The following is a 17,622-nucleotide window of genomic DNA, read 5'->3' as shown; positions in this document are numbered from 1 at the left end:
AGATCGGGTGAACACAACGCAGACGTTCGACGTCAGCGTGACCCCTCATCCGCCCCTCCGGGGCACCTTCTCCCGCAAGGGGAGAAGGATCTTAAGTCCCCCACCAGACACAGCCGTCTTTCCCACCGCCAAGCTGAGACCCGGGGCCTCCCGGTGCGTTCCGACCGCAATCCCCCGCAGTCAGGACCTCCCCCATGGCCAAGCGCCCCGCCTCGACCACGACCCCCGGCAATGCCGGCGAACTGCACCAGACCGCCTCGACGCCGGAAACCCGGCTGACCACCAACCACGGCGTCCCCGTCAGCGACAACCAGAACACCCTGTCGGCCGGACCGCGTGGGCCGCACCTGCTGGAAGACTTCGTCCTGCGCGAGAAGATCCAGCATTTCGATCATGAGCGGATCCCCGAGCGGATCGTCCACGCCCGCGGCTCGGCCGCCCACGGCGTGTTCGAACTGACAGAGAGCCTGGCCGACTACACCACGGCGAAGATCCTGACCGAGGTCGGCAAACAGACCGAGCTGTTCACCCGCTTTTCGACCGTCGCCGGCGGTGCCGGGTCGGTCGACACCCCCCGCGACGTGCGCGGCTTCGCGGTCAAGATGTACACGACGGAAGGCAACTGGGACCTCGTCGGCAACAACATCCCGGTCTTCTTCATCCAGGACGCGATCAAGTTCCCCGACCTGATCCATTCGGTGAAGATGGAGGCCGACCGCGGCTATCCCCAGGCAGCCAGCGCCCACGACACCTTCTGGGACTTCATCGGCCTGATGCCCGAAGCCACCCACATGGTCATGTGGCAGATGTCGGATCGCACCATTCCCCGGTCCTACCGGATGATGGAGGGCTTTGGCGTCAACACGTTCCGCCTGATCAATGCCGCCGGCGAGGCGACCTTGGTGAAGTTCCACTGGCGGCCGCGGCTGGGCACCCAGTCGACCTGCTGGGACGAGGCGGTCAAGATCGCCGGTGCCGATCCCGACTATCACCGCCGCGACCTGTTCGAGGCCATCGATAACGGTGACTTCCCCGAGTGGGATTTCGGGGTCCAGCTGCTGACCCAGGACGAGGCCGACGCCCTGCCGTTCGACGTGCTGGACGCGACCAAGCTGATCCCCGAGGAGCTTTATCCCATCCGCGTCGTCGGCAAGATGACGCTGAACCGCAACCCGGACAATTTCTTCGCCGAGACCGAACAGGTCGCCTTCCTGCCGACCAACATCCCGCCGGGCATCGACTTCTCGGAAGACCCCCTGCTGCAGGGCCGGCTGTTCTCGTACCAGGACACCCAGCTGTCGCGTCTGGGCACCGTCAACTTCCACCAGATCCCGATCAACCAGGCGAAGGGCTGCCCGTTCCAGAACCTGCAGCGCGACGGCCAGATGCAGATGGCGGTGCCGAAGGGCCGCGCCAACTACGAGCCCAACAGCCTGGCTGAGGCCGGGGAGGCGGGCGGTCCGCGCGAGGATCCGAAGGGCGGGTTCCGCTCGTTCGAACAGCCGGTCGAGGGCACCAAGGTCCGCATCCGCGCCGAGACCTTCGCCGACCACTATTCGCAGGCGCGGCTGTTCTTCCGCTCGCAGAGCCCGATCGAACAGGCCCACCTCGCCACCGCCCTGGTGTTCGAACTGTCCAAGGTGACGCTGGAGCATGTTCGCCTGCGCGTCCTGGCCAATCTCCAGAACGTCGACGACGGTCTGGCCCAGCGCGTGGCCGACGGCCTGAACATGGACCTGCCCGCGCCGTCCGCGGCCGCGTCCGAGCCGTTCGACATGGAGGACAGCCCGGCCCTGCGGATCGTGGGCAAATATCCCGAGACTTTGGAGGGCCGCCTCGTCGGCATTCTCGTCGCCGACGGATCGGACGGGGCCATCGTCGAGGCGGTCCGCGCGGCGGCGGAAGGGGCGGGGGCCACGGTCCAGATCATCGCCCCCAAGGTCGGCGGTGCCGAACTGGAGGACGAGACCATCCTGAAGGCCGACCGCCAGCTGGCGGGCGCGCCGTCGGTGCTGTTCGATGCGGTCGCCGTGGTCCTGTCCGGCGGCGGGGCGGCCCAGCTGCTGGGCGAGGCCGCCGCGATCGACTTCGTCCGCGACGCCTTCGGTCACCTCAAGGCGATCGGCTTCACCACGGAGGCCCAGCCCCTGCTGGACAAGGCCGGGATCGAGGCCGACGACGGCGTCGTGTCGCTCGACAAGTCCCCCAAGGCCTGGCTCGCCCAGGCCGCCACGCGCCAATGGGACCGCGAACGCAAGGTCCGCATGCTGGCGTAACCCTCGCGTCTCCTCCCCGTCCCGAAGGGATGGGGAGGTGGCTCGGAGCGCAGCGGAGAGACGGAGGGGCTCTTAGTCCCGCACCCTCGCCTCCGCTGTGGTCCTGATCACCTCCAGCACCCCGTCAAGAGTGACCCGGACATCCTCGGCCACGATTCTCAGCACCGCGATGTCCTGGGCCTCCAGCCAACTCGTCCGCCGGAGGTCGTGCTCAGCCCGATCCGCCTCGGCATGCATCTGCCCATCCACCTCGACGGCCAGCCGGGCCTCAGCGCAATAGAAGTCGAGCACATAGGCTCCTACGGGATGCTGGCGGCGAAACTTCAGTCCGCCGAGCTGGCGTCCACGCAGATGGACCCACAGCCTCGCCTCAGGCGGCGTCAGCGTGCGGCGAAGCACGCGCGCGCGGCTGACAGACCCCTGCGTACGCAAAGAACCCCTCCGTCTCTCCGCTTCGCTCCCAGCCACCTCCCCATCCCTTCGGGACGGGGAGGAGACAATACCGCCGTCTCCTCCCCGTGCGAAGCATGGGGAGGTGGCAGCGAGCCCTTGCGAGCTGACGGAGGGGCTCTTGACGCACGTACGACCGATTCTGACGCATCAGCGTGTCAGGGTGCGAGCTGTGGCCCGTCCGGATCGCCGCCATCCGGACTCAGCGGACTCAACGGACTCTGTTTTTGCATCACCCGTCCGGACCATCCGGACCATCCGGACACTGTTTCCAAGGCCGGCAAATCACCTGCCCCTGCCGGGAACCGAAACACAGGATCACCCTTTGTTACAGCCCGGCCTCGCCTTCGCGGTCGCAGCACGCTAGTCAGGGGCCAACCGAGCGGGGCCTACCCGCCAGCACATAAAAACTCAGGGGATACCGATGGCTCAGTGGGTGTACGGCTTCGGCGGCGGGTCCGCCGACGGCGATGCGTCGATGAAGAATCTGCTCGGCGGCAAGGGGGCGAACCTCGCCGAGATGTCGTCCCTGGGCCTGCCGGTGCCGCCGGGCTTCACCATCACCACCGAGGCCTGCGTCCACTATTATTCCAACGGCCAGTCCTGGCCCGACGGCCTGCGCGACCAGGTCGCCGCGGGCCTGCAAAAGGTCGAGGCCGTGGTCGGCAAGACCTTCGGCGACGCCGCCAATCCCCTGCTGGTCTCCGTCCGCTCCGGTGCCCGCGCCTCGATGCCCGGCATGATGGACACCGTCCTGAACCTGGGCCTCAACGACCAGACCGTCGAGGGCCTGGCCAAACTCAGCGGCGATCGACGTTTCGCCTTCGACAGCTACCGCCGCTTCATCACCATGTATTCCAATGTGGTGCTCGGCCTCAGCCACGACGATTTCGAGGAGGTGCTGGACGATCACAAGGACCGTCTGGGCGTCACCATCGACACCGACCTGTCGGCCGCCGACTGGGAAAAGGTCGTCGCCGAGTACAAGACCGTGGTCGAGCGCGAGCTGGGCCACCCCTTCCCCCAGGATCCGCATGAACAGCTGTGGGGCGCGGTCGCGGCCGTCTTCGCCAGCTGGATGAACGACCGGGCCAAATTCTATCGCCGCATGCACGACATCCCGGAAAGCTGGGGCACGGCCGTGAACATCCAGTCGATGGTGTTCGGCAACATGGGCGAGACCTCGGCCACGGGCGTCGCCTTCACCCGCAACCCCTCGACCGGCGAATCGCGCCTGTACGGCGAGTTCCTGATCAATGCGCAAGGGGAAGACGTGGTCGCCGGCATCCGCACGCCCCAGTCCCTGACCCGGGCCGGCCGCGAGGAGATGGGCGAGACCGCCCCCTCGATGGAAGAGGCCATGCCCCCCGTCTTCGCCCAGTTCGTCGACGTCGTCGGCACGCTGGAGCGCCACTACCGCGACATGCAGGACATCGAGTTCACGGTCGAACAGGGCCGGCTCTGGATGCTCCAGACCCGCAACGGCAAGCGCACCGCCAAGTCGGCGCTCAAGATCGCCGTCGACCTCGCCGCCGAAGGGGTGATCTCCGAGGAAGAGGCCATCAGCCGCGTCGAGCCCTCAGCGCTGGACCAGCTGCTGCACCCGACCCTGGACCCGAACGCGACGCGCACCGTGGTCGCCGCCGGCCTGCCGGCCAGCCCGGGCGCTGCGACCGGCAAGGTCTGTTTCGACGCCGACGAGGCCGAGCGGCTGAACCAGCTGGGCGACGCCGTGATTCTGGTGCGCGAGGAGACCTCTCCGGAGGACATCCACGGCATGCACGCCGCCCGCGGCATCGTCACGGCGCGGGGCGGCATGACCAGCCACGCGGCGGTCGTCGCGCGCGGCATGGGCCGGCCCTGCGTCTCCGGCGCGGGCGAAATCCACATCGACGAGAAGGCCCAGACCTTCACCGCCCGGGGCCGCACCTTCCGGGCCGGCGAGGTCATCACCATCGACGGCTCGAAGGGCGAGGTGCTGGACGGCGCCGTGGCCATGATCGAGCCCGAGCTGACCGGCGACTTCCAGACCCTGATGGCCTGGGCCGACAAGGTCCGCCGGCTGCGCGTGCGCGCCAATGCCGAGACTCCGCTGGACGCCCGCACCGCGCGCGGCTTCGGGGCCGAGGGCATCGGCCTGTGCCGCACCGAGCACATGTTCTTCGACGAGGCCCGGATCGCCGCCGTGCGCGAGATGATCCTCGCTGACGACGAGGCCGGCCGCCGTCTGGCGCTGGCGAAGATCGAGCCGTTCCAGAAGTCGGACTTCGTCGAGCTGTTCACCATCATGGCCGGCCTGCCGGTCACGGTGCGCCTGCTGGACCCGCCGCTGCACGAATTCATCCCCCACACCGACGAGGACATCGATGCGCTCGCGGCCACCTCCGGCATCGACGCCGCCAAGCTGAAGCGCCGGGCGAAAGAGCTGCACGAGACCAACCCCATGCTGGGCCACCGCGGCTGCCGGCTGGGCGTCGCCTATCCCGAGATCTACGAGATGCAGGTGCGCGCCATTCTGGAGGCCGCGCTGGAGGTGAAGAAGACCGCCACCGAGGCCCCCATCCCCGAGATCATGCACCCCCTGGTCGCCATGGGTCTGGAGATGAAATATCTGCGCGAGCTGACCGACCGGGTGGCGAAGGACGTCTTCGACAAGGCCGGCGACCGCGTCGACTACCTCGTCGGCACCATGATCGAACTGCCCCGCGCCGCCCTGCGCGCCGGCGACCTGGCCGAGCATGCCGAGTTCTTCTCCTTCGGCACCAATGACCTGACCCAGACCACCTTCGGCATCAGCCGCGACGACTCCGGCCGATTCCTGCAGGCCTATATGGACAAGGGCATCTTCGAGACCGACCCCTTCGTCCGTCTGGACCAGGAAGGCGTCGGCGACCTGATCCGCATCGCCGCCGAGCGGGGCGGGGCGGTCCGTCCGGACATCAAGATGGGCATCTGCGGCGAACACGGCGGCGACCCCGCCTCGATCGCCTTTTGCGAACAGGTGGGCCTCGCCTACGTCAGCTGCAGCCCCTACCGCGTCCCCATCGCCCGCCTTGCCGCCGCCCAGGCGGCCCTGAGCGGCGAGCGGGAGAAGGACCGGTAAGGAACCACCAGGCCTTCCCCCGCACTTGGCGGGGGAAGTGTCACGTCGTCGAGCGCAGCGAGACGCGTGACGATGGGGGAAGTCCCTGCATGCCCGGCGACGGGAAAACCCCCCCCATCGGTCCTGTTCGAGCTTCGCTCGAAGACGGACCGCTTTCCCCCGCAAGCGGGGGAAGGGCTCGTTGATCAGGCCGCGTCGACCAGCACGATTTCGGCGTCGTTCACGGCGGTGACCGTGAGGGTGTCCTCACCCGTGATGGCGGCCCCGTCGCGGGCGTTCAGACGGACGCCATTGACCTCGACCTCGCCGATGGCCGGCACCAGATAGCCACGACGCGTCGCGCCCAGCGGATAGGTGGCGCTCTCGCCGGCTTTCAGCGTCGCCCCCACGACCCGCGCATCGGTACGGATCGGCAGGGCGTCGGTGTCACCCTCGAAGCCCGAGGCCAGGACCACGAACTGTCCGGCCCGGTCGCCCTTCGGGAAGGGCTTGGCCCCCCAGGCGGGCTTCTCGCCGCGCCGGGTCGGCTCGATCCAGATCTGGAAGATCCGGGTCAGGGTGGGCTCGGCATTGTATTCGGCGTGGCGGATGCCCGTGCCGGCGCTCATCACCTGGACGTCACCCGCCTCGGTCCGGCCCTTGTTGCCCAGGCTGTCCTCATGGGTGATCGCCCCCTCGCGGACATAGGTGATGATCTCCATGTCCGAATGCGGGTGGGGCGGAAACCCCGAGCCTGCGGCGATCTCGTCGTCATTCCAGACTCTCAGATTGCCCCAGCTCATGCGCTTGGGATCGTAGTAGTTGGCGAAGGAGAAATGGTGTTTGGCATTCAGCCAGCCGTGGTTGGCACCACCCAGGCTGTCGAACGGTCTGCGCTCGATCATCGTCGTCACTCCGGCGGCGGGCCATCCCGCCGCGCTGTTGCTCGGACGATAACATAGGGAGCGCCACCAGAACCGCAACTGTTCTGGTGGCGATTATGCCCTACCGGCCCAGATCGTAGGTGCCGGTGATGTCGATCCGCACCGTCATCTGACCCCCCGCGACGGGGGTAGAGCCCGAATCGGCCTCCATGCGCGCCATGGCATAGACCGGCATCGGCGGCTGGGGCTGGTAGCCTCCGCCCTCGTTCAGCGACCGGATCGCGCCCAGCTGAACGCCCAGGGCCTCGGCATACAGCCGCGCCTTGTCCTGCAGGGCCCGCACGGCCAAGCGCCGGGCCTGATCCTCGGCCACCTTGGGGTCCTTCAGGCCGAAGGCGATGCCATCGATCTGGTTGACGCCCGCCGCCACCACGGCATCCGCCGTCGTGCCCACGCGGGTCAGGTCCATGATCCCCACCGTCACCCGGTTGGAAGCCTGATAGCCCCGCAGGCGCGGCGGCTGGTTCTCGACATAGTCATACTGGGCCGACAGGTTCAGGCCCGAAGTCTGGATGTCGCGCTCGTTGATGCCGGCGCGGCGAAGGGCGGCGAAGACCTCGGTCATCCGCCGGGCATTGTCGGCCATGGCGGCCTGGGCCGTCGGGGCCTCGGTCGTGACGCCAAAGGTGATGGTCGCCATGTCCGGCGCGACCTTGACCTCGCCAGAGGCCGACAGGTTCAGCGCGGGCTGCTGGGCCATGGCGTGGACCTGCATCGGCGGCGGGGCCACCTGGGCGAGGGCAGCGGGCGCAGACAGGCCGACAAGGGCGGCACCCAGCATCAGGGCGGGAAGGGAGCGGGTCATGGACAGCCTCATGAAGACGACAGTGGAACGACCCCCGTTTTCCACGCGGGCCATGGCAGTACAGTGACGCTGAGCGGCTGAACGCCGGCCCGGTTCCGCTTGGCAGGAACCGTTCATCGCCATGAATTCGCCGACAGGGACCGGCTTCCGCCGTCGCTCGACCCCTGCTAGGCCGTTCGTCCGCCTTCGGGGGCGCGTAGCTCAATGGTTAGAGCCGACCGCTCATAACGGTCTGGTTGGGGGTTCGAGTCCCTCCGCGCCTACCATCCCCGGCAAGACGGCCCGACCCCTCGCGGGACCGGGCCGTGCTATCATCGCCGAGGGCTGGTTCTAGAACCGGACGGCCGCCGTCAGCCGGAAGGCATGCAACTCGATCTGGTCACTCGACCGGATCTGGTCGGTGCCTGCGGCATTGACCAGCAGGAACGGATTGGTCGCCGGGGCCGAGCCCTGGCCCGTGCGCACGACCGTCGGGTCGCCCGCTTCCAGATCCGAGTACAGGTACTCGATCCCCACGGTGACGCTGTCCGTCAGGCGCGTCTCGATGCCGGCCCCCAGCTGGTAGCCGTCGGCATCCGTGTCGCGTCGCACCGGGGTGAAGCTGTTGGCGACGTTCGAGCTGACATAGGTGTCCTCGACATCGGCCAGCGCATAGCCGGCGGTGACATACGGCAGATACCGGCCCATGGCATAACCAACGCGAAGACGGGCCGCCGCCATGCCCTTGATCTCGCGCTCGAAGGTGTAGCTGGCGGGGGTGGTCGAGAAGCCCGTGACCGCGTCCTCGACATTGGTCAGGCCCAGATCGGCCACGCCACCGACGACCCACGAACCGAACTGCAGGTCGTAGCCCGCCCGCAGACCGACCTCGCCCGCACCGTCATCGTCCTCGCTGCAGCCGGCTGCGGCATTGTTGCCGCGCGGGTTGCCGCCGCAGAAGCCCGGCGAGAAGGCATCGGCACCGGCCGTTGTGCGGACGGTGTCTCCGAAGCTGCCGTCCAGATTGGTGTCGAACAGGATGGTCTCGTCATCCTGCTGCGCGGGCGCGACATAGCCGGTGAAGCCACCCAGATAAGGGCCCTGCCAATCCTGGGCGGCGGCAGGCGCGGCAGCGGCCAGCGCCAGAACGGAGACGCCGAGGGCGGCGAGGGTCTTGGTCATCGTATCTTCCTTCAAACGGCCCGGGGGGAGGCCAGATGAGGACAGATACGCGCGAGAGGGCCTCGCGGACGCCGACGACGCCCGCCGTCGTCAGTCGCCGATGGCGTAACGCCCGCCGAAGTCGATGTCGTACTCGTTGACCCGTGCGTAGATGTTGACGTCGATGTCGACGTTGCCATGCCGGTAGTCCCGGGGACGGCGGCAGTCGCGGTCAAAGCCGAGCGACCCACGACGCCAGCGGTCATTGTCGAAATACCGGGTGTTGTTCACATAGCGGCCGCGGCAGTCGTACCAGCCCCGTCCACGCTCGAAATTGTACCAGGCCTCGGGCAGCGAAACGCGGGCGTCATAGGCAATCCCCAGTTCGCGTTCGTCCTGTTCCCACCACAGTCGGGGATAGGGGGTGTTGTGACAGACGAAGCCGCCATCCCGGTCAAAGGGGTCTCCGCCCGTATAGTACTCACGCGGTCCGTTCCAGACGGGCACATAGCGGTTGCCGTACACCGGGCGGAAGCCGGGAGCGCAGCGTCGATCGCTGGTCCACAGATGGTTGTTCTCGGCGTTGATGACGCCGTTGCGACGGGTGGAGACGGTCTCGCGGCCGCCGGCGAACACATTGCCCCTGAGGGTCACCGTGCCGGCGTCGGCAAAGACACCGGTCTCGCTCGCCACGATCCGCGAGTTCTCGATCAGGGCGTCACCGCCGTGCACGGTCACGGCCTGGATCGTCCCGCAAATCCGGCTGCGATCAATCCGGAACTTTGCCCCTTCCAGAATCACGCCGTCCGGATAGCCGCAGATCTTGCTGTTGGTGACCTCGACCAGATCCTGCTGCCGGCTGGCGAGAATGCTCAGTCCGACCGGTCTCGGCCCGAAGGAGGATTGCTGGTTGGCGCCGACCAGACGGACGCGGTTCAGGCGCGAAATCGGCCCGTCCCCCGCCGTGATTTCCATGCCGGAGACGGCGTCGGACACCCACAGTTCATCGGCCGTTACGCTGGCCCGGTCCGCGACGATTCCGGGAGAAACCGTGTCGGCATCCACCTCCACGTCGCGCATATCCAGCAGACCGCCCTCGGCGAAGATGGCGGGACCGTCGCCCGCGTAGCGGATGCTGACCCGGTTCAGGAGGATTTCAAAGTCATAGCCGACCAGACAGGCCGAATCTCCGGCCCGGGGAGCGGCGAACACGACATCCCGAAAAGTCACCCGCACGCCCGGAGAAACAACGACGCAAGGTGCCCCGTCCGGAGCCTGGAGCGTCGGGGCTGCATTCCGGTCCCAGTTGCGTGGATCAAGGCCGGCGTCGCCGATGACCGTCAGGGGTTTGTCGATTCGCAGCAGGCCGACGCAGGCGCCGGCGGTTGAGCGCAGGATCAGTGAGCCACCCGGGCGCAAGCGCCTGACCGCCGCCTCAACCGCGCCTGAGCCCGGATTGCCCCCGCAGTCGACCAGCACGACCTCTTCGCCGCCCGGAATCGGAAAATGCGGGCGAACGGGCCCACGGTTGTGGGGCCGCCAGCGCGATGACCATCCATGGGCCCGGTACGGCCGCGCCCGCTGGCTGGCCGGCGGATCCAGCAGGACGCCGAAATTCGGGCGGGTCTGGCTTTCAACCCGCGCAGCCGTCTGGGCCACAGCCGGGGGTGGCAGAATGGTCAGCGCCGCGACAAGGCTGAGCGCGGGGACGGCGAGGTTGAGCGTCTTCATGGTTCCGTCTCCTCCTTAGCGGCGCTGCGAACGGGATACCTGGGCCAGGACGGCCTGCAGGCGCGAGGCCGACGGGCCGAAGCCGGCCAGCGCTGAATCGATCCGGAGCGCCACGGCGTCCGCCTTGTCCTGATCGGCCACCCCGGCGACACCGAGGGCGAAGTAGGTGGACATGGCGAACTTGGCTTCCGGCGAACCTTGTTTGTCGGCCTGGGCGTACCAGTGGAAGGCGCGGGCGTAGTCGGGTGGCACGCCAATCCCTTCCGAATACATCACCGCCAGCACAAGCTGGGCTTCCGAGGACCCGTTGACCGCCGCCAGCTGGATGGCGCGAACCATCTCGAGGGCGGACAGGCGCGACTCCATATTGTGACCCAGCATGGCTTCCAGCGTCTGGATCTGGCGGGCGGAAAGCGCATTCGGCGCTTCGGCGACCGTTTCGGTCACACCCAGATAGCGCAGAGCCCGGCCGACATGAATGAAGGGGAGCTCGGTCATGCGCCCGAGCGCATACTCGTAGGCGTCGCCCCTTGGACGGCTTTCATCCGAGAACGGCACACCGGATGCCGGGGCTTCGTTCGGATAGAATTCGTAAGGCGGCACCCACTGGCGTGCCTTGGCCTCGACAAAGGCTCCGTAGCGGGATCGCGACGGCGACGACCGCTCGAAATCCTTCAGCAGGACGTAGGCCCCGACATCTCCGGTCTGGACCGCGAGGTAGTTGTACAGATAGGCGTCGACGTCGTTGCGGGGGAACAGGCTGACCGCTGCCGGATAGCCCTCCCGCTGCGGCGTCGGCTGGTTGCCAGCCCGACGACCCCAGGCCTCGCGGGCCTGCTGATTGTCCTGGGGCTCGCCGAACGGGCCGTAGAGCGCGTCATGCAGTCGGGCCAGGGTCCGGAAACCCTCCGCATCCTGGGTCGAGAGGACATAGATGATCCGGTCCCGAACCTGCCCCTGCTCCTCCATCGTCATCCGCGACAGCTGGGAATCCAGTCGCTGATAGGCGACGTGGCGTTCCCATGCCCGGCAATCGTCGTAGCGGGACACGGATCGAAGGCCACCGAAGACGCCGCTGCGATCGACCCGGTTGATCGGGGCGTAACCCTCGTCGTTGGCGAGTGCCATCCCGGTCCAGACCGCGCTCTCGATCGGATCCTCGATATTCTTGTCGGTCGCCCGAAGGGCGGCGTAGCGGGAGCCCAGCTCCAGCTGGGCGAAAAAATCACCCCGGAAGGCGGCTCGCCGGAGGTGGCGCAGGCCAGCCTCCTGGGCGTTGAATTCCGATCCGGTGACGGACTGGGGTCGGGGACAGGCGTTGGCAGCGGCGGTATCGCCTCGTCGCCAGAAGGCCGGCCCGTCGGCCTGATTGCAGCCCGAAACCGCAACGGCAGAGGCGCACACGGTGGCAATGGCGGCCAGACGCAGTGAAGCCCGCCCTTGCGGGTCGGCATGCCTCAAGTCGCGATCGCGCATTCCCTTCACCCCATACTCCCCTGCGGCCGAGACCGGGCCCCCGCGTTAACCATTTCCCAAACCGGGGTTCGGGTCCAGTGAACTTCCGGCTAGGGTTAACGCTGATTTGCGACAAAGCGTTGCCGCACAATCGCCACGAGGCCGATAGTTCCAATTTCCTTGCCGAAAAACAGCGGTCTACGTCGGCAGGCGTCTGGCGCTTCGCAATCCGGCCGGTCCCGCCCTATATCGCCATGCCTGCTGTTTCGCTTGAGCCCTGCCCATGTCCTATGTCGCCCGATCCGACCGCCCATCTGAAAAGGCCGCCCGATACGCGGAACTGGAAGGCGAAATTCTTGCGGTTCTGGACGGGGAACCGGACCGTGTCGCCCGGATGGCCACGGTCGCCTCGATGCTGGCCGATGCCTTCCAGGACTATTTCTGGACCGGCTTCTACGTCGTCGACCCGACGCGGGAGCGGGAACTGGTGGTTGGTCCCTACCAGGGCACGCTGGGTTGCCTGAGAATCGCTTTCGGACGGGGTGTTTGCGGCACAGCGGCTGAAACCGGGCAGACCCAGATTGTGGAAGACGTCCATGCCTTCCCTGGCCACATTGCCTGCGATGGCCGCTCCGAGAGCGAGATCGTGGTTCCGGTGTTCGACCCCGTCGGCAGGTTGATCGCCGTTTTTGATGTCGATGCGACCCGCAGGGCGGCGTTCGATACGGTCGATGCCGCAGCACTTGAGCGTCTGCTCGGCCGCGTTTTCGGTGGAACACACCCGGATCCGGCAAGGGATACGCTGCAGGAGATTGGCCAGTGAGCGCGCGCACTCTTGTCGTCACGGGTGGCCACGGTGTCCTTGGCAAGGCGGTTGTCGCTGCGGCGGTGGCCGACGGCCTGAATGTCGCGGTGATCGATCACGCGGCGGCTGAGTCCTTTAGCGCGGAGGTCCTTGAGGTCTCCGGCGTCGACCTGACCGATCCTCCTGCCGCTGACGCCGCCATGGCCCGGGTGGTTGAGCGATTCGGCCGGATCGACGGCCTGCTGAACATCGCTGGCGGCTTTGTCTGGCAGACGATGGACGACGCAAAGCCCGCCTGGGACCGAATGTTCGCCCTGAACCTGACCACGGCCCTGAACGCCTCGCGCGCCGCCCTGCCGCATCTGAAGGCGTCGCCTGAGGGGCGGATCGTCAACGTCGGGTCTGCGGCGGCGCTGAAGGCGGGGGCAGGCATGGGGGCCTATGCCGCGTCCAAATCCGCCGTCCACAGCCTCACCGAGGCGCTGGCCGCCGAGCTGAAGTCCACGACGGTCACGGTCAACGCCGTATTGCCCTCCATCCTCGACACCCCGACGAACCGGGCCGACATGCCGGACGCGAATCCGGCGGACTGGGTTGCCCCGTCCGACCTGGCCGCCGTGATCCTGTTTCTGGCCTCGCCGGCGTCCCGCGCCATGACGGGGGCGCTGGTGCCTGTAACCGGGCGCGTCTGATCATGGATCTTCTGCGAAGCCTGCTGTTTCTCCCGGCCTCCAATCCGCGCGCGATCGAGAAGGCGAGGGGACTGTCCTGCGATCTCGCGGTGCTCGACCTTGAGGACGCCGTTGCGCCCGAAATGAAGGACGCCGCCCGCACGGCCGCCGTGGACGCCATCCGCGCCCGTGGTTTCCGGGGACGGGTCGGCGTCCGGGTCAACGGGCTGACCACCCCGTGGGGCGAGGCCGATCTGGCGGCGCTGGCCGGCCTGCCTTTGGACTGGATCGTGGCCCCCAAGGTCGAGGGTCCGGGACTCGTTGACGCCTATGCCGCCCGGATGGATGAGGGCGTGCGCCTCTGCGCGATGATCGAGACACCCCGGGGGTTACTCGAGCTGGCCCATGTGGCGGGCGCCGGTGGATCCCTCAAGGCCTTGATGCTGGGGGTCAATGACCTGGCGTCCACACTGGGTACGGGCTCGGCCCCGGACCGGGAGCCGTTGAAGCCGTGGCTGGCCCTGACGGTCGCCGCAGCGCATGCGCATGGGCTTGCCGCGATCGATGGCGTGTTCAACCGGCTGGACGATGCGGAGGGGCTGGTCGCCGAATGCGCCCAGGGCAGGCTTTATGGCTTCGACGGCAAGAGCCTGATCCATCCCGGCCAGATCGAGGCCTGCCACGCGGCCTTCTCGCCCACGGCCGCCGAGGTCGCCGAGGCCGAGGCTATCGTGGCGGCCTTTGAGGCGCCGGAGGCCGAAGGGCAGGGGGCCATCCGCGTGTCCGGGGCCATGGTGGAACGGCTTCATCTGACACGCGCTAAGGCCCTGCTGGCGCGCGCTGCTGCTTGCCGATAAAGCGTCCCGGTCCATCCGGCGCACGCCGGGGCGAACCCCCGTCGACGATGAAAGCGTAACGGTTGCCACAGACTGTTCCCGTCAGCACAGAGGTCCCTGCGGCACCGCGCCGGGCCTGGGTCTGTTCGCCAGGCATCCTCGAAGTGCCCTTCCTGCGGACTTTCCTCGACGACCTGACCCTTGAGCCCCTGCCGCTTCGCCGGGTCGAGACGGTGGTCGGGTGGGGGATGAAGGCGACGTCCAATGCGGGCCGCCGTCGGGCCGTTCGTCAGGGCCTGCCCTATCTGGCGCTGGAAGACGGCTTTCTGCGTTCGGTGGGCCTCGGCGAAAGCGGTGCTGCATCGCTTAGCCTGATCGTGGACGACCTCGGCATCTACTATGACGCCACCCGGCCCTCCCGGCTGGAAGAACTGATCCTGACCGGGCCGGACTGGTGTGACGCGGACCTCCGCGCCCGCGCCCGCACACTTGTCGACAGGATCGTCGCCTCGGGTCTGTCCAAGACGAATATGGGTGGCCCGCTCGACCGGTCGATCTTGAAGCCGGGTCCGCGCATCCTGCTGGTCGATCAGACCGCCGGCGATGCCTCGATCAGCTATGGTCTCGCCGGCTCGGAGAGCTTCTCCGACATGGTGGCGACCGCGCGCAGGGAGCACCCCGAGGCCCAGCTCATCGTCAAACGCCACCCGGCGGTGGCCGCAGGCCGCAAGAAGGGCTGCATTCCTGCCCGCGATCTGGCCGGCGTCACCCTGCTGGATACCGATGTGCGCCCTTCCGAGCTGCTGGCGGAGGTCGATGCCGTCTGGTGCGTCACCTCGGCCCTTGGGTTCGAGGCCTTGCTGCGTGGTCTGCCGGTCCGCTGTTTCGGTGCGCCGTTCTATTCGGGATGGGGACTGACGACCGACGCTGTCCAGACCGGGCGGCGCGAGGTCGCCCGCGATCTGGAGACGATCGCAGCTGCGGCTCTGATTGCCTATCCGCGCTACGTCGATCCGGTCACCGGCCTGCGGTGCGAGGCGGAGGCCGCCGTCGACCGTCTGATCGCCCTGCGGGACCGGGCTGACCGGCTCGCCGGCTACTGGGCCGGAGTCGGTTTCTCGCCCGCCAAGCGCCCGCCGATCCGCCGATTGCTCAACGGGCCCCGCACCCGGCTGCGCTATTTCGCGTCTCCCACCCGGGCGGCTGAGAAGGCGGCGCAGGAGAGTGGCCGGCTGATCTACTGGGCCGGCAAGGAGACCCCCGAGATTGCCGCCGTCGCCGCCACCACGCCTGTCCCCGTGGTGCGGATGGAGGACGGCTTCATCCGCTCGCGCGGCCTCGGGTCAGACTTCTTCGGCGCGCTCAGCGTCGCCCTTGACGATCAGGGCGTCTACTACGACCCCACCGGGCCGTCGCGGCTGGAGACCCTGATCCAGTCGGGCGAGCCCTCGGCGGCGACATGCGTCCGCGCCGCGGCCCTCCGCGCTCGGGTGGTCGAGGCCGGCCTCTCGAAGTATAATCTGGCGAGGGGCGGAGCCCGACCTGACTGGCCTGCCGATCGGCGTAAGGTCCTCGTCGTGGGCCAGGTCGAGAACGACAAGTCCATCCTCAAGGGGTGCGGCGACATCCGCACCAATTCCGCGCTTGTCGAGGCGGCGCGGGCGGACTTCCCCGACGCTTTTCTGATCTACCGCAACCATCCCGATGTCATGAACGGCAACCGCCCCGGGCGGCTGGACGGGACGGCCATGGCGGCTGTGGACGCGGTCGCCGATGGTCTGGATATCGTCGACTGTCTGGACGCCTGCGATGTCCTGGCGACCCTGACGTCGCTGGCGGGATTCGAGGCCCTGCTGCGCGGCAAGACAGTGGCAGTCTACGGCCGACCCTTCTATGGCGGCTGGGGCCTGACCCGGGATCGGTTGACCTACGAACGCAGGACCCGGCGCGCGAGCCTTGAGTCTGTCGTGGCCGCCGCCCTCATCGACTATCCCGTCTATGTCACGCCCACCGGCTGGCCGTGTGAGGCCGAGGATCTGGTCGAGGCCCTGATCCTCGCCCGCGACCAGCCGCCGCCGCCAGCTCCGCCACACCAGCTGGCCCGGTGGTGGAAGGGTCTGATGGCCAGCCTCGACCGCCGCCCGCCACCGGCCTATTGAGAGCATAATGAGGGCGTTACGTCCCTCAATCAGCAAGGCGCTGCGCGCCAGCGTCAGGGACGACCAAGTGACAACTGCCGTTATCGCCGCCACCGGCCTGTTCACCCCCGAACAGTCGATCTCCAATGCCGAACTGGTCGAGGCCTACAATACCTGGGCCGAGCGCTGGAACGCCGCCCATGCCGGACAGATCGCCGAGGGCGACGTCGCCGCCCTGACACCGTCGTCGGCCGAGTTCATCGAAAAGGCCTCGGGGATCAAGAGCCGGTTCGTGCTCGACAAGGCCGGCATCCTCGACCCCGACCGCATGGTCCCCCGGCTGGTCGAACGCTCGAACGAAGAGCTGTCGATCATGGCCGAGATGGCCGTGAAGGCCGCGCGTCAGGCGATCGAGGCCTGGGGCAAGCCGGTGAGCGAGATCGGGGCCGTCCTGTGCGCCGCGTCCAACATGCCGCGCCCTTACCCGGCGCTCGCCGTCGAGATCCAGCAGGCGCTGGGGATCGAGGGTTTTGGCTTCGACATGAACGTGGCCTGTTCGTCGGCGACCTTCGGGCTCAAGACGGCGGCCGATTTCATCGCCTCGGGCTCGGTCAAGGCCGTGCTGATGGTCAATCCCGAGGTCTGCTCCGCCCACCTGAACTTCACCGACCGCGACAGCCACTTCATCTTCGGTGACGTCGCCACCGCGGTGATCGTGGAGTCGTCCGACACCGCAGGGCCGGGCGGCTGGGACATCCTCGGCACGCGGCTGAAGACGGTGTTCTCCAACAATATCCGCAACAATTTCGGCTTCCTGAACCGGGCGGAGCGGCCATCGGACAGCGCCACTCCCACGGACGACGTGGCCGGCGGAGCGACCGACAAGCTGTTCGTCCAGCAGGGCCGCAAGGTCTTCCGGGATGTCGTGCCGATGGTGTCCGATATGATCCTCGATCACGCCGGTGAACTCGGGATCGAGCCCGCCGCCCTGAAGCGGCTCTGGCTGCATCAGGCCAACATCAACATGAACGCCATGATCGGGCGCAAGGTGCTGGGACGCGACCCGTCGGAAGATGAGAACATCATCATCCTCGACGAATACGCCAACACCTCGTCGGCGGGTTCGATCATCGCCTTCCACCTGCATCAGGATGGGTTCGCGCCCGGTGAGACCGGTCTGATCTGCAGCTTCGGCGCGGGCTATTCGGCGGGGACTGTGTTCGTCCGCAAGCGGTGACGCTTCCTGTGTTCACGAAGAGATGACCGGTCGAACACCGGCTTGGCTTGCA

The 17,622-nt window shown here is 67.6% G+C and carries 13 protein-coding genes and 1 tRNA gene; 8 read left to right on the top strand and 6 right to left on the bottom strand.

Annotated elements, in window-relative coordinates:
- Window positions 1–194: 194 nt before the first annotated feature.
- On the top strand, window positions 195–2,276 hold the full coding sequence (locus SJY26_RS00165) for a catalase (protein WP_396594162.1): 2,082 nt from the start codon (window positions 195–197) through the stop codon (window positions 2,274–2,276).
- 72 nt (window positions 2,277–2,348) lie between these two features.
- Here SJY26_RS00165 and SJY26_RS00160 read toward each other — a convergent pair whose 3' ends face one another.
- Window positions 2,349–2,675, bottom strand: coding sequence for an endonuclease domain-containing protein (locus SJY26_RS00160; RefSeq protein WP_396594161.1), 327 nt, complete (start codon window positions 2,673–2,675; stop codon window positions 2,349–2,351).
- A gap of 475 nt (window positions 2,676–3,150) precedes the next feature.
- Here SJY26_RS00160 and ppdK point away from each other — a divergent pair, with 475 nt between their 5' ends.
- Window positions 3,151–5,829: a pyruvate, phosphate dikinase gene (gene ppdK, locus SJY26_RS00155; protein WP_396594160.1), complete on the top strand. Its 2,679-nt coding sequence runs from the start codon at window positions 3,151–3,153 to the stop codon at window positions 5,827–5,829.
- A 185-nt stretch (window positions 5,830–6,014) separates the two neighbouring features.
- Here the strand turns inward: ppdK and SJY26_RS00150 are convergent, their stop codons facing one another.
- Together SJY26_RS00150 and SJY26_RS00145 are read right to left on the bottom strand one after the other, a co-directional pair.
- Window positions 6,015–6,713, bottom strand: coding sequence for a pirin family protein (locus tag SJY26_RS00150; protein ID WP_396594159.1), 699 nt, complete (start codon window positions 6,711–6,713; stop codon window positions 6,015–6,017).
- 100 nt (window positions 6,714–6,813) lie between these two features.
- Entirely contained in the window at window positions 6,814–7,557 is a 744-nt protein-coding gene (locus tag SJY26_RS00145) for an SIMPL domain-containing protein (RefSeq protein ID WP_396594158.1), read from the bottom strand.
- A gap of 190 nt (window positions 7,558–7,747) precedes the next feature.
- Between SJY26_RS00145 and SJY26_RS00140 the strand changes: the two genes are divergently transcribed.
- Window positions 7,748–7,823 (top strand) — tRNA-Ile (locus SJY26_RS00140).
- Window positions 7,824–7,887: 64 nt separating this feature from the next.
- Here the strand turns inward: SJY26_RS00140 and SJY26_RS00135 are convergent.
- The 3 genes from SJY26_RS00135 to SJY26_RS00125 form a co-directional block, all read right to left on the bottom strand.
- On the bottom strand, window positions 7,888–8,718 hold the full coding sequence (locus SJY26_RS00135; protein WP_396594157.1) for an outer membrane protein: 831 nt from the start codon (window positions 8,716–8,718) through the stop codon (window positions 7,888–7,890).
- A gap of 90 nt (window positions 8,719–8,808) precedes the next feature.
- Window positions 8,809–10,428 (bottom strand): hypothetical protein, encoded by a 1,620-nt coding sequence (locus SJY26_RS00130; RefSeq protein ID WP_396594156.1) that lies wholly within the window; start codon window positions 10,426–10,428, stop codon window positions 8,809–8,811.
- A gap of 15 nt (window positions 10,429–10,443) precedes the next feature.
- A complete protein-coding gene (locus SJY26_RS00125) occupies window positions 10,444–11,904 on the bottom strand; it encodes a tetratricopeptide repeat protein (protein ID WP_396594155.1) in 1,461 nt (486 codons plus the stop codon).
- A 262-nt stretch (window positions 11,905–12,166) separates the two neighbouring features.
- Here SJY26_RS00125 and SJY26_RS00120 point away from each other — a divergent pair, with 262 nt between their 5' ends.
- From SJY26_RS00120 to SJY26_RS00100, 5 genes are all read left to right on the top strand, one after another.
- Window positions 12,167–12,706 (top strand): GAF domain-containing protein, encoded by a 540-nt coding sequence (locus SJY26_RS00120; RefSeq protein ID WP_396594154.1) that lies wholly within the window; start codon window positions 12,167–12,169, stop codon window positions 12,704–12,706.
- Window positions 12,703–13,380, top strand: coding sequence for an SDR family NAD(P)-dependent oxidoreductase (locus SJY26_RS00115; protein WP_396594153.1), 678 nt, complete (start codon window positions 12,703–12,705; stop codon window positions 13,378–13,380). The genes SJY26_RS00120 and SJY26_RS00115 overlap by 4 nt, the downstream gene beginning before the upstream one ends.
- A 2-nt stretch (window positions 13,381–13,382) precedes the next feature.
- The gene (locus tag SJY26_RS00110; RefSeq protein WP_396594152.1) at window positions 13,383–14,216 is read left to right on the top strand and encodes an HpcH/HpaI aldolase/citrate lyase family protein; all 834 of its coding nucleotides are present in this window, start codon (window positions 13,383–13,385) and stop codon (window positions 14,214–14,216) included.
- 62 nt (window positions 14,217–14,278) lie between these two features.
- The gene (locus SJY26_RS00105; protein ID WP_396594151.1) at window positions 14,279–16,354 is read left to right on the top strand and encodes a capsular polysaccharide biosynthesis protein; all 2,076 of its coding nucleotides are present in this window, start codon (window positions 14,279–14,281) and stop codon (window positions 16,352–16,354) included.
- Window positions 16,355–16,421: 67 nt separating this feature from the next.
- A complete protein-coding gene (locus SJY26_RS00100; RefSeq protein WP_396594150.1) occupies window positions 16,422–17,570 on the top strand; it encodes a beta-ketoacyl-ACP synthase III in 1,149 nt (382 codons plus the stop codon).
- Window positions 17,571–17,622 lie beyond the last annotated feature (52 nt).

Source organism: Brevundimonas sp. R86498, from assembly GCF_044598075.1.
GTDB lineage: Bacteria > Pseudomonadota > Alphaproteobacteria > Caulobacterales > Caulobacteraceae > Brevundimonas.
The sequence above is the reverse complement of the archived record's forward strand: the minus strand, read 5'-3'. Positions and strand labels throughout refer to the sequence as shown.